This window comes from Klebsiella sp. JN_Kp122, from assembly GCF_040062085.1.
In the GTDB taxonomy this organism is placed as follows: Bacteria; Pseudomonadota; Gammaproteobacteria; order Enterobacterales; family Enterobacteriaceae; genus Klebsiella; species Klebsiella aerogenes.
Genome location: NZ_JBEAHW010000022.1, coordinates 15,185 through 28,122, shown reverse-complemented (window position 1 = coordinate 28,122; position 12,938 = coordinate 15,185). Strand labels below are relative to the sequence as shown.

Annotated in this window: 8 protein-coding genes; 3 read left to right on the top strand and 5 right to left on the bottom strand. The window is 59.9% G+C overall.

From position 1 onward, the window contains the following. Positions 1-45: 45 nt before the first annotated feature. From entF to fes, 3 genes are read right to left on the bottom strand one after another with little or no spacing between them, the layout of a single operon-like run. Positions 46-3,927: an enterobactin non-ribosomal peptide synthetase EntF gene (entF, locus tag ABLU78_RS10400; protein WP_048228513.1), complete on the bottom strand. Its 3,882-nt coding sequence runs from the start codon at positions 3,925-3,927 to the stop codon at positions 46-48. Between the two features lie 10 nt (positions 3,928-3,937). Next, on the bottom strand, positions 3,938-4,141 hold the full coding sequence (locus ABLU78_RS10395; RefSeq protein ID WP_048228512.1) for an MbtH family NRPS accessory protein: 204 nt from the start codon (positions 4,139-4,141) through the stop codon (positions 3,938-3,940). A 3-nt stretch (positions 4,142-4,144) separates the two neighbouring features. After that, the gene (gene fes, locus ABLU78_RS10390; RefSeq protein WP_227505595.1) at positions 4,145-5,413 is read right to left on the bottom strand and encodes an enterochelin esterase; all 1,269 of its coding nucleotides are present in this window, start codon (positions 5,411-5,413) and stop codon (positions 4,145-4,147) included. Between the two features lie 236 nt (positions 5,414-5,649). Between fes and fepA the strand changes: the two genes are divergently transcribed. Further along, a complete protein-coding gene (fepA, locus tag ABLU78_RS10385; protein ID WP_045388620.1) occupies positions 5,650-7,878 on the top strand; it encodes a siderophore enterobactin receptor FepA in 2,229 nt (742 codons plus the stop codon). 42 nt (positions 7,879-7,920) lie between these two features. Here the strand turns inward: fepA and ABLU78_RS10380 are convergent, their stop codons facing one another. Next, the gene (locus ABLU78_RS10380; RefSeq protein ID WP_032714039.1) at positions 7,921-8,862 is read right to left on the bottom strand and encodes a transketolase C-terminal domain-containing protein; all 942 of its coding nucleotides are present in this window, start codon (positions 8,860-8,862) and stop codon (positions 7,921-7,923) included. Further along, positions 8,855-9,685, bottom strand: coding sequence for a transketolase (locus tag ABLU78_RS10375; RefSeq protein ID WP_015367782.1), 831 nt, complete (start codon positions 9,683-9,685; stop codon positions 8,855-8,857). The genes ABLU78_RS10380 and ABLU78_RS10375 overlap by 8 nt, the downstream gene beginning before the upstream one ends. 372 nt (positions 9,686-10,057) lie before the next feature. Between ABLU78_RS10375 and ABLU78_RS10370 the strand changes: the two genes are divergently transcribed. Together ABLU78_RS10370 and ABLU78_RS10365 are read left to right on the top strand one after the other, a co-directional pair. Continuing rightward, entirely contained in the window at positions 10,058-11,008 is a 951-nt protein-coding gene (locus tag ABLU78_RS10370; RefSeq protein WP_015367784.1) for a sugar-binding transcriptional regulator, read from the top strand. A gap of 348 nt (positions 11,009-11,356) precedes the next feature. Continuing rightward, positions 11,357-12,877, top strand: a complete 1,521-nt coding sequence (locus ABLU78_RS10365) for an FGGY-family carbohydrate kinase (RefSeq protein WP_032712826.1) — start codon at positions 11,357-11,359, stop codon at positions 12,875-12,877. Positions 12,878-12,938: the final 61 nt, after the last annotated feature.

The following is a 12,938-nucleotide window of genomic DNA, read 5'->3' as shown; positions in this document are numbered from 1 at the left end:
TGCGCTGAGCCGGGCTACCAAAAACGGGTAGCCCGAGCTCTACCGTTACCCCAGAATTTCCCGCACTACCGGGCCTATCGCTTCAAAGGCCTGCGGCGAGATAATCTCGACGTGGGCGCAGTTCTGGCTGAACACCTCCAGCTCGCCAACCCATGGCCCCCATGCGACCTGCGGATCCATCCCTTTCTGGCGCGTTTTCTCCGCCACAAATAGCGTTGCCTTGCCGTCAAACTTCGCGCTGTGCGCGGTCGTCAACAGGCGCACCGCATCGGCGTAGTTACCTTCGATCGCGCTGAACAGCTCGCCGGAAGCCTGCCCCTGCTGAGCAGCGAGAAACGCTTCGCGCTCGCGGGCGATTTCCGCCAGTACTTCGGGATCCAGGCCGTTCGCCTCTTTCTCCGCCCAGTTTTGCGTCTCCGGCGGCCAGGTATCCAGCAGGCCGAGGAACGCCACCTCTTCGCCGCGCTGGCATAAACGGGCGGCAATCCCCTGCGCCAGCGTTCCGCCGAGCGAATAGCCAAACAGATAGTAAGGCCCATGCGGCTGCTGCGCTAAAAGCGTGCGCAGATGGTGCTCGCAGACTTCGTCGAGGTTGGCGGCGGAGGCCATTGGCCCCGTCGGACGCGGCGACTGAATACCGGTAATTGACCAGCGCGGGCTAAGATAACGCGCCAGCACGCTGAACTGCCAGGCAAAACCGGAGGCCGGATGGAAGCAGAACAGCGTCGGACCGTCGCTCTCGCGCAGCGGCAACAGCGCATCGAAGCCCAGGCGCTGCGCCTGCTCGTCGCTCAGGTCGGAAGCCAGCAGCGCGCTCAGCTTGCCGACCGTCGAAGCGACCATCACCTGCCCCGGCGTCACCTGCCGCGCCAGTTCGCGGCTAAGCTGCGCCGCCAACCGCATCGCCAGCAGCGAATGGCCGCCGAGGGCGAAGAAATCGGCGTCGATATCATTTACCTCGCAGCCCAGAAGTTGGCTGAACGCCGCGGCAACGGCCATTTCGGTAGCCGATTGCGGCGGGCGACCGCTGCGCTCGCTGCTTAAGGAGGGGAGCGGTAGCGCTTTACGATCCAGCTTACCGTTGGCGCTAAGCGGGAAGGATTCCAGTTGGATTAGTACCACCGGCACCATGTGCGGCGGCAGCTGTTCGCTAAGACGCGCCTTCAGCGCCGCCACGTCCAGCTGCTGGCCGGACTCGCTCACCAGATATCCCACCAGCTGGCGGGCATCGCCGCCGGTGGCCGCCGCCTGGTTGAAGACGCAGGCGTGGCACACCGCCTGCGCGACGTCCGGCAGCGCCGCCATCACCCGGTCGATCTCGCCAAGCTCAATGCGCTGGCCGCGAATTTTCAACTGATCGTCGCTGCGGCCAAGATACTCTACCGCCCCGTTATCCAGCCAGCGCGCCACATCGCCGGTGCGGTACATGCGCTCGCCGGGGGAAAACGGGTCGGCAATAAAGCGGCTGGCGGTGAGATCTGGGCGCCCCATATACCCCTGCGCCAGCTGAATGCCCGTTAAGTACAAATCACCCGCCACGCCCGGCGGCACCGGGCGCATGGTGGCATCAAGAATACGTAATCCGGTGTTCCATACCGGCCAGCCGATAGGCACGCTGTTGCCGGTTACCGCCGCCAGCTCTGGTCCGCAGGCGGGATACCAACTGACATCCACCGCCGCTTCCGTTGGCCCGTACAGGTTATGCAGCGGCGCGCCGGTTAAGCGCTCCCATTCGCGACACAGTTCCGTCGGCAGCGCTTCGCCGCTACAGAAAACGCGTTTTAGCGTCCGGCAGGAAGACACATTATCGCTATCCAGCGAGGCGACAAACGCCGCCAGCATCGACGGAACAAAGTGGGTGGTGGTCACGCCGTACTGCGCGAAGAACCGCTGCATCGCCTGTGGATCGCGATGCGCCTCCGGCGCCGCCATCACCAGTTGGGCGCCAGTCATAAATGGCCACCAGAATTCCCATACCGAGACATCAAAGCTGCACGGCGTCTTCTGCGCCACCACATCGGCGGCGGTTAACGGATAGTGATTTTGCATCCACAGCAGGCGGTTCACGATGGCGGTCTGCCCGACCATCACCCCTTTCGGCCGTCCGGTGGAACCGGAGGTGAAGATGATATACGCGGTATGTTCCGGTTTTGACAGCGCCAGCGGCGTATCATCTTCAGCAGCCAACGGCTGCTCATAACACAAGCTGGTCAGTCCCGGAATATCGCTAAACCGGGACAGTTGATCGTCAGAGGTAATCAGCAGCGATGGCTGCGCATCTTCCAGCATCATCCGCAGACGGTCATCCGGGTAGCCGGTGTCCAGCGGCAGCCAGGCGGCGCCGGCTTCGACAATGCCGTGCAGCGCCAGCGTCAGGAACACCGAACGCGGTAAGGCAACCGCCACGCTATCCCCCGGCTTCACGCCGCGTTGCTGCAGCAGGTTGGCCAGCGCCACCACCTGCTGGCGCATTTCGCGGTAGCTAAAGCGCCAGTTGGCATCCGCCAGCGCCGGGGCATCCGGCGTTTTCCGCGCCTGTTCCGCCACCAGCGCGCTGAGGGTAGTGGTCGGCAGCGGCATCGCGGTATTGTTGATCAATGCCAGCTGCGCGCCTTCTTCCGCCGACAGCATCTCCGCCTCGCCACAGCGTAGCGCCGGGTTGGCGGCGAACTGCGCCAGCAGCGCGGTCAACCGCGACACGTGGCGGTTCAGCGTCGCCTCATCATAACGCGCTTTATTGGCGAGGATCTCCAGCGACAGACCGCCGCGTTCGTCCGGGAACAGTGCCAGCTCGAGGTCATTCACCGGGCCGGTGGCGAGGGTATGCGTCTGCGCCTGCACGTCGTCGATATCCAACTGGTAATCAAAGACTTTGATGTTCAGCACCGGGCCAAACAGCGGTTCGTCGCCCACCGCTTTACCGCTATCGCGGACAATTTGCTCGGCATCGTAGCGCTGATGGCGACGCATTTTTTTCAGTTGTCCGGAGAGACGCGTCGCCAGTTGCGCCAGCGTCTCCTGCGCGTCGATATTCACCGCCAGCGGCAGTACGTTGAGTACCGGGCCGGTGGCGGTCAGCGCCGCCGATCCCATGCGGCGCATAAAGATAAAGCCAGCCGCGTAATCCATTCGGCCGCACAACCGCCCCAGCCACAACGTCGTCAGCGCCAACGCCAGATCGGCGCGTTGGCACTGCGGCGCGCTGGCCGCGAGCTGGCTGAAGACAGCCGGATCGGCCTCCAGTTTCAGGCGCCAGATATCGCTGCTGGTCGCCCGCCCGGCCAGCGGCGCGTCTGATAGCGAGGCCGGAGACGGCAACGCCTGACGCTGCGCCTGCCAGAAGGCTTTATCGCGCTGCCACGCCTCGCTGCCGTAGTAGCGCTGATACTCTTCCACCACTTCGGCGAACGGCGTAAACGGTGAATCCGGCGTCTCTTCGCCGCGTTGCCAGGCACGATAAATAGCGGCGATCTGGCGGGTAATGGCCGGGAAACTAAAACCATCGACCAGTAAATGGTGATAGCGCTGATACCAGTACCAGCAGTCGTCGCCAACGCGCATGAGCTGATGGCAGACCAGCGGATTACCGCTGTCGACGCGCAGATTCTGCCCGAGATCGCTTTGCATCAGCGTCAGCGCGGACATATGCGGATCGGCCTGCTGGCGCAGGTCGACGCTTTGCGGCTCGGCAAACTCGCGCGCGTCATCAACCCACTGCCACGCTTCGCCATTATCTTCGCAAAAGCGCATGCTCAGGGTATCGGCCTGCTTAAGCCCGGCGACGATCGCCTTACTCAGCAGCGCCGGATCAAGATTGCCGCGCAGTTCAACATAGTGGGCAACGCTCCAGGCGCCGGGTAGCGTGGAGAGGCGTTCAGCCATCCAAATTCCCGGCTGCGCCGCAACCAGCGGTAAACGTGTACTCATCGAAAGCTCCTCAGGAGGCGTAGTGCGCTGGGATAAGGTTTGACCAGTTGGCGGCAAGCCAGGCGTTACACGCCTCTAATGACTGCGGCGGACACTCCTCCGTCCAGCCTGTCGGCAGCGCGCAGTGATGCGGCCACAAACTATATTGCCCCTGTGCGTTGCGCAGAATGTAAAACTGCCCTTGCGGATTGTCGAAGGGGTTGCTGAATTGCATCTCTCACTCCTCATTAAGCGCGTGTTGTTGCCCGCGGCGCAAAGGCTGCCATAGCTGGATAAGCCCGGACGTCAGCCCGCCGCGCCAGCATAGCGCGTCATGACCGCCGTCAACCTGGCGCCAGAAAACGGACGGCGTGGTCTGCCGTAGTTGCGCGAAAAGCGCCTGGTTGGCGCGAAAAATAATCGGCTCACGCACGCCGGCTTCCAGCCAGATACGCAGCCCCTGCGGTCGAAGCTCGCCGCGCTGCAGTTGTTCAAGTATCACTCCCGGCTGGCTACTGCCGCGCTGCGGCCACCAGTACGACCCCGACTGGCTCAGAACGCAGCCAAAACGCTGCGGCCAGTGGAGCGCGGCATACATCGCCGCCAGACCGCCGAAGCTCTGCCCCGCAACTACCGTCCTGTCGGCGCGATCGCTGAATGGCGCCACGGCCTGCACCAGCGGCAGCAGTTCTTCCTGTACCGCCAGCCAGAAATCACGATTGCAGGGCAGCTCCACGCCGCGGTGTTGATTGTCGATAACGTCGATCAGCACATAGACCGCCGGCGGTAGGCGGCCTTCCCGCGTCAGCCCCGCCAACGGCGCAAAAATCGGCATGCTTTCGGCCCAGAACTGGCCGTCAAGCAGGACCGCCAGCGGGCGATCCGTCCCACTGCCGGTGGTGTAAATCCACACTCGTCGCTGGTTACCTAATCGCTGGCTGCGCCATTCAATACAGCGCGGCGCTGGCGAAACCGGCTCGCGATAATGCCAACCCGGCTGTTCCGGCGCCTGCGGCAGTTCCAGCGCTGAGACCGCGTGGCCGCGCCCCCCCTTCCAGCTTTGCGGATTGCGGGGATCGGCAACCGCCCGCGGCAGCAGTTTGCGCCAGCCTTCGCGCAGCAGCGCGCGGTCCGGCGCTTCACCGTTAAAGAGCTGCGGGGAAAAATCGTCGTCGCGTTCGGAGGGAATAAAACAGTAGCTGCCGCGCCAGCTGGCGGGGAGCGTGGTTTGCCAGCACCAGGCATCGGTACCTGGGATGCGCTGCAGGGTTTGCGGCGCCGCGTTGTGGTGATGATCGGTGACGCCGGTAATGTAAATCCACACCCGCCGAATCGGCGACGTGGTTTCGCTGCCTGCCGGATCGCGCCACCAGAAGGTCACCCGATATGCGTCGCCCAGCGCCTCTGTCTGCGGGCCGGCGATCCCCAGCCACCAGTCGTCACTTCCCGTTATTTGCATTCCGTCAGTAACCCTATGTTTACCGTGATTTTTATCAACAAAGGTAATATTTATTGATAATATTATTGATAACTATTTGCATTTGCAATAGCGTATTAACGCGCCTATGGGTAGCGCGTCTTCTCATTACATTAAATCAAGGTCAGAGAGGGTCTTTTCAGAGCGTTTGGCTCGGTCGGCTACGGAAAGCGTTCACCTTCTACTGGCTACATTTATGCCGCCTCCTCTCCCGGTGGGAAGGGGCTTCTGGGGAAAGCGGCAAAGAAAAGCGGAACTGACTTACAATGAATAACAGGATTAAGTCCCTGGCCTTAATGGTCAATCTGGGTATCTACGGGGTGGCATTCCCGCTGTGCGCGGCGGAAGAAACCACCGACAGTAAACAAGCCGCCGGTGAAGAAACGATGGTTGTCACCGCCGAGGTGCAAAACCTACAGGCGCCGGGCGTTTCCACTATTACCGCCGATGAAATTCGCAAACGTCCGCCGGCGCGCGACGTCTCTGAAATCATCCGTACCATGCCGGGCGTCAACCTGACCGGCAACTCCACCAGCGGCCAGCGCGGCAACAATCGCCAGATTGATATTCGCGGTATGGGCCCGGAAAACACTTTAATCCTGATTGATGGTAAGCCCGTGACCAGCCGTAACTCTGTTCGTCTCGGCTGGCGCGGCGAACGCGACACCCGCGGTGATACCAGCTGGGTACCGCCGGAAATGATCGAACGTATAGACGTTATCCGCGGCCCGGCGGCGGCGCGTTACGGTAACGGCGCGGCGGGCGGCGTGGTCAACATCATTACGAAAAAATTCGACAACCAGTGGCATGGTTCGTGGAACGCCTACATGAACATGCCGGAGCATAAAGACGAAGGCGCGACCAAGCGTACCGACTTTAGCCTCAGCGGCCCGCTGGGCGGCGATTTCAGCTTCCGCATGTACGGTAACCTCGATAAAACCCAAGCTGACGCCTGGGATATCAACCAGGGCCACCAGTCTGAACGTACCGGCATTTACGCCGATACCCTGCCAGCCGGGCGTGAAGGGGTAGAAAACAAAAACATCAACGGCGTGGTGCGCTGGGATTTCGCGCCGATGCAGTCGCTGGAGTTTGAAGCTGGCTATAGCCGCCAGGGCAACCTGTACGCCGGTGATACGCAAAACACCAACAGCAACGATCTGGTGAAAGAGAACTACGGTAAAGAGACCAACCGTCTCTATCGCAATACTTACTCCGTGACCTGGAACGGCGGCTGGGATAACGGCGTGACCACCAGCAACTGGGCGCAGTACGAACACACCCGCAACTCGCGTAAAGGCGAAGGCCTGGCGGGCGGCACCGAGGGGATCTTCAGCAGCAACCAGTTCTCGGATATCGATCTCTCCGACGTGATGCTGCACAGCGAAGTCAATATTCCGTTCGATCTGTGGGTTAACCAGAACCTGACGCTGGGTACCGAATGGAACCAGCAGCGCATGAAGGACAACGCCTCTAATACCCAGGAACTCTCCGGCGGTGAAATCCCGGGCTACGACAGCACCGGCCGCAGCCCCTATTCAAAAGCGGAAATCTTCTCGCTGTTCGCCGAGAACAACATGGAAGTGACCGATACCACCATGCTGACGCCGGCGCTGCGTTTCGATCACCACAGCATCGTTGGTAATAACTGGAGCCCGTCGCTGAACCTGTCGCAGGGCCTGGGCGACGACTTTACCCTGAAAATGGGTATCGCCCGCGCCTATAAAGCGCCGAGCCTGTATCAAACCAACCCCAACTATATTCTCTACAGTAAAGGCCAGGGCTGCTATGCGAGTAAATCCGGCTGCTATCTGCAAGGGAATGACGACTTAAAAGCAGAGACCAGCATCAACAAAGAGATCGGCCTGGAATTCAAACGCGACGGCTGGCTGGCGGGCGTCACCTGGTTCCGTAACGATTACCGCAACAAGATTGAAGCGGGATATGCTCCGGTCTATACCAACGGCAAAGGCACCGATCTGTACCAATGGGAAAACGTGCCGAAAGCGGTAGTTGAAGGGCTGGAAGGCACGTTGAACGTGCCGGTCAGCGAGACGGTGAACTGGACCAACAACATCACCTACATGCTGCAGAGTAAGAACAAAGAGACCGGCGATCGCCTGTCGATTATTCCGGAATACACGCTGAACTCAACGCTGAGCTGGCAGGTTTATCAGGACGTTTCTGTGCAATCGACCTTCACCTGGTACGGCAAGCAGGAACCGAAGAAGTACAACTACAAAGGCCAGCCGGTCACCGGCAGCGAGAAGAACGAGGTCAGCCCGTATAGCATCCTCGGCCTGAGCGCGACCTGGGACGTGACCAAAAACGTCAGCCTGACCGGCGGCGTGGATAACGTCTTCGACAAGCGCCACTGGCGCGCGGGTAACGCCCAAACCACCGGCGGCGACAAAGGTTATATGTACGGCGCTGGCGCGGAGACCTATAACGAATCCGGCCGTACCTGGTATATGAGCGTCAACACCCACTTCTGATAATATTAGTGTCTGACGCCCTCCCCCCGGGAGGGCGTTTTTTCAACCCTGCGCTATTTTCTGTACCCGCGCGACAATCGACGCCGCGTCAAAACCGTGATGTTGACGCAGCCATCCGCGATCGGCGGCCGCCGCATACTCGCCATCCGGGATCCCCAGACGCTGCAAGGCAATCCCCGCGCCCGCTTCCGCCAGCACTTCGGCGACCAGGCTCCCCAGCCCGCCGTTGACGTTATGTTCTTCGACGGTAATAACTGAACGGCATGACTGCAGCGCCGCCAGCAGCGCCGCGGTATCGCAGGGACGAATCGACGGCACGCTAACCACTTTCGCCTCAATACCAAGGTCGGCAAGCTGCTGCGCCGCCTCCACCGCTTCGTGCACGGTTGAACCGGTCGCCACCAGCGCCACCGCTGCGCCTTCGCGCAGGGTCAGCACCGCGCCGGGCACAAAACGGTACGCTTCGTCATGCAACTCCGGCAGCGCCTTGCCGTCAAGGCGGATATAAACCGGCCCCTGATACGCCAGGGCGTAGTCGATAATCTGCCGGCATTCGCGCGGCGTGGAGGGGGCGAAAATCTGGATATTGCCGAAACCGCGCATTACCGCCAGGTCGTCAATAGCATGGTGGGTACTGGCCAATGGGCCATAGCTGGCCCCGGCGTTAAGGCCAAAGAGCTTGACGTTGGTGTTGTTGTAGCAGACATCGACTTTAATCTGCTCGTTAGCGCGGGAGACAAGGAACGGCGCGGCGTTACAGGTCACCGCCACTTTACCGCCGAGCGCCAGCCCAGCGGCGGTGCCGACCATGCTCTGCTCGGCGATACCGACGTTAACCAGCCGTCCGGGGAACAGCTTAATAAAGGGAGCGATCTTGGCCGTTGAGGTGGAGTCCGCGACCACCGGCACCAGATCGACGCCCTTTTCCACCGCGGCGATAAACGCCTCGACCATCACGTTCGCCAGGTGTTCTGCATTACTCATCTTTCAGTTCCTCCAGCGCCAGTGCGATTTCCTCGCCTTTCGGCACCCGGTGGTGCCACTCCGGGCGCCCCTGGATAAAGGAGATGCCCGCGCCCTTCGTGGTGTTGGCAATAATGACGTTAGGTTTACCGTTCTGCTGTAGCCCTTCGATAGCCGCGACCACCGAGGCCATATCGTTGCCGTCGCATTCGCTGACCTCCATGCCGAAGGCGCGCCATTTATCGGCCAGCGGATCGGTATTCATAATTTCACGGGTTGGCCCGGCCAGCTGAAGATTGTTCTTATCATTAATAATGACCAGGTTATCGAGGCCATAATGGGCCGCCGCCAGCGCCGCCTCCCAGTTACTGCCTTCCGCCAGTTCGCCGTCGCCGGTGATTAAAAAGATGCGGCGGGGGCTGTTGCTTTTCTTTGCGGCCAGCGCCAGCCCCACCGCTACAGGCAAACCGTGGCCCAGCGCGCCGGTGTTAAGCTCAATGCCCGGCGTTTTCTGCCGCACCGGATGACCGGGAAGGTGCGAGTTCGCGTGCTGGTAGGTCTCCAGCCAATCGATCGGGAAGAAACCGGCTTCCGCCAGGACGCAGTAGTAGCAGCCCACCGCATGGCCTTTCGACTGGATATAGATATCGCGCTGCGGGTCGTCAAGACGATCGGGCGCCGCATTGAGTACGCGGAAATAGAGCGCGGTTAACAATTCGACCTGCGACAGGTCAGCCCCGGTGTGACCGCCAGCCGGACTATTGGCGTTTAAGCGGACAATGTGGCGGCGCACGGCGCGCGCTTTGCGCTCAAGCGTCTGGATATCAAATCTGTAGGGATTCATTTAATACCTCTGAATTTATTTTCAATATGGAATATTTATTCCAACAGGAACTAAAAAAACCAGATATCCCCATGTCGGTGGTTAGCCTTACACCACTGCGCCGTACTCAGGAACATTCTGCCTCCCGCTCCAGGCAAGCCCGGATAAACTCGTTGACTCAAAGCCACCATGAATATATATTCAATGATGATTCTTTATTCGATTATGGCCTGGCTGTTTTGTTTTTGTCCATAGTCGATTTTGATGAGTGGTAAAAATTTGACCACCATCACACTTAAGTGTGATTTTTTTTCGCGTATGATAGAAGTCACTACGATAATGGCTGCAGCTAAACGCCTGAAGAAAGGCGATAAATGATTTACGAGGATAAATATGGCTAAGCAGGATGAACAACGGCTATTGGTGAAGATTGCCACGCTTTACTATCTGGAAGGACGAAAGCAGTCTGATATCGCCCAACTTCTCTCGCTGTCTCAGTCATTTGTCTCTCGTGCGATTACCCGCTGCCAAAAAGAGGGCGTCGTCAAAATCAGCGTCGTGCAGCCATCGAATATCTTTCTCAATCTCGAAAAGGGGCTTGAGGATCGCTACGGGCTTAAACAGGCGGTGGTGGTCGATACCGAAGAAGAGGCCAGTGACCATACCATCAAGCGGGCGATTGGCTCCGCCGCCGCGCACTACCTGGAAACCCGCCTGCGGCCAAAAGATCTGATTGGCGTCTCTTCATGGAGTTCGACCATCCGCGCGATGGTTGATGAGGTCCACGCGCAAAACCTGAAGGCCAGCGGCGTCATCCAACTGCTTGGCGGTGTCGGGCCCAACGGCAACGTGCAGGCGACGATCCTCACCCAGACGCTGGCCCAGCGTCTTAACTGCGATGCCTGGCTGCTGCCGTCGCAGAGCATCGAAGGCTCCATGGAAGAGCGCAATCGCCTGCTGGCCAGCAAAGATGTCGCCGACGTGGTTTCACGCTTTGACGAGGTCGATATCGCCATTGTCGGCATTGGAATTCTCGAACCTTCCCAGTTGCTGAAAACGTCGGGTAACTATTATCACGAAGATATGCTGCAGGTGCTGGCGGCGCGCGGCGCGGTTGGCGATATCTGCCTGCACTACTACGACAAATACGGCCAGCCGGTGTTACGCGAAGATGAAGATCCGGTGATCGGCATGGCGCTGGAGAAAGTCAAAAAATGCCCGAACGTGGTCGCGCTGGCCGGCGGCACCGACAAAGTCGCGGCAATTAAAGGCGCGCTTACCGGCGGCTATATCGATGTTTTAATCACCGATTACCCCACCGCCAGATTACTGGTTAGCGACTAATCCTCCGCAGTTTTATGCCTCGTCAATCCCTGAGGCTGTTTTTCAGCAACAGGGATTGCAAAATAACTCATTATAATTCAATAAATTAAACAGCCACCCTCCCAGCCTTCGTGTCATATTCCCAATCTGTGAAATGTGATTGCCAGCACAATTGATGATTTTTCAGGTAGCCCATCACCGGGTTTGTGGCTTAAGGTATCAAATAAATAATCACTATCGAATATATATTCAGTGATTAAAAAGCGATAACGATATGTCACATCATGGCCTGCATAGACGCATGCAATGGCCGGAGACCATCTCTGTTTCCGCCGTTCCAGGACAATGGGTGACCGAGGAGAGCATCATATGCAGGCGACAGCCAAAGAGTTCATCATTGCGCTGGATGAAGGCACCACCAACGCGAAAGCCGTGGTGCTGGACGGCAAAGGCAAGGTTAGCGTCAAGTTCTCACAGCCGCTGGCGATCCAAACCCCGCGCGAAGGTTGGGTGGAACAATCCGGCGAGGCGCTGGTGGCGGCCTCGCTGGCGGTGATCGCCAAAGCGGTGGCTCACGTCGGCGCGGAAAACGTTGCGGCGCTGGCTATCAGCAATCAACGCGAAACCGCCATCGGCTGGTATCGCGCCAGTGGCGAACCCATTAACGCCGCCATCACCTGGCAGTGCACCCGCAGCGCCGCGTTCTGCGACACGCTGCGTCGCGATCGTCAGGAGCAGCGCATTAAGCACGCCACGGGCCTGCCGATTGCGCCGCTGTTTTCCGCCTCCAAAATGCGCTGGCTGCTGGACGCCACTCCCGATGGCTATCAGCTTGCCGCACGCGGCGAGATTTGCCTCGGCACTATCGACAGCTGGCTGCTGTGGAATTTAACCGGCGGACAATCCTTCTTCTGCGATTATTCCAACGCCGCCCGCACCCAATTGCTGAATCTGCACCGCGGCGAGTGGGATGACGAAATGCTGACGCTGTTTGGTATTCCGCGCGCGGCGCTGCCGGAGATTAAACCGTCGAGCGGTCTGTTCGGCTACACCAAAGGGCTGGCGGCGATCCCCGACGGTATTCCGGTGATGGCGATGATTGGCGACTCCCACGCCGCGCTCTTCGGCCACGCGCTTGGCGAAGCTGGCTGTGTGAAAGCCACTTACGGCACAGGCTCCTCGGTGATGGCGCCGGTCAAATCGGCCCAGTGCGATATTGCCGCCCTGGCGACCACCGTCGCCTGGCACGATGGCGACCAGCTGGTGTGGGGACTGGAAGGCAACATTCCTCATACCGGCGATGCGGTAGCATGGATGGCTGACAGCACCGGGCTGAGCGAACTCTCAGCAGCCGATTTGGCCCACGAGCTGAATACCCTGCCCGCCTCCGTCGATTCGACCTTAGGGGTCTACTTCGTGCCGGCGCTGACCGGGCTCGGCGCCCCCTGGTGGGATGACAGCGCCCGCGGGGTGATCTGCGGCCTCAGCCGCGGCGTCAAGCGCGCGCACCTGATCCGCGCGGCGCTGGAATCCATTACCTATCAAATCGCCGACGTGGTGGCGGCGATGCGCCAGCACGCTGAATTCACCCTGACGGCGTTAATGGTCGACGGCGGCCCAACCAACAACGACTGGCTGATGCAATACCAAGCCGACCTGCTCGGCTGCCCGGTGATGCGCAGCGATATCCCGGAGCTGTCCGCCATCGGCGCGGCGCTACTCGCCCGCAAAGCCCTCACTCCGGGTGAGACCGCCGACCTGCAAGCCTTTTTAACCGAACACAGCGCTTTTCAACCCGACATGGCCCGCCACCAGCGCCTACAGCAGCGCTGGCGGGAGTGGCGCCATGCGGTAAACAGAACATTATGGAAACCGGATTCGCCAGCCTGATGCCCATCGGCGTCAGATTGAGCGACGAACCTTATTAACCCACTACAGGAGAACCCCGGCC

Excerpts from the sequence above, each read along its gene's own strand:
- ABLU78_RS10395 (WP_048228512.1), bottom strand. The coding sequence starts at position 4,141 with ATGCAATTCAGCAACCCCTTCGACAATCCGCAAGGGCAGTTTTACATT.
- ABLU78_RS10375 (WP_015367782.1), bottom strand. The coding sequence starts at position 9,685 with ATGAATCCCTACAGATTTGATATCCAGACGCTTGAGCGCAAAGCGCGC.
- ABLU78_RS10370 (WP_015367784.1), top strand. The coding sequence starts at position 10,058 with ATGGCTAAGCAGGATGAACAACGGCTATTGGTGAAGATTGCCACGCTT.
- fepA (WP_045388620.1), top strand. The coding sequence starts at position 5,650 with ATGAATAACAGGATTAAGTCCCTGGCCTTAATGGTCAATCTGGGTATC.
- ABLU78_RS10365 (WP_032712826.1), top strand. The coding sequence starts at position 11,357 with ATGCAGGCGACAGCCAAAGAGTTCATCATTGCGCTGGATGAAGGCACC.
- ABLU78_RS10380 (WP_032714039.1), bottom strand. The coding sequence starts at position 8,862 with ATGAGTAATGCAGAACACCTGGCGAACGTGATGGTCGAGGCGTTTATC.
- entF (WP_048228513.1), bottom strand. The coding sequence starts at position 3,927 with ATGAGTACACGTTTACCGCTGGTTGCGGCGCAGCCGGGAATTTGGATG.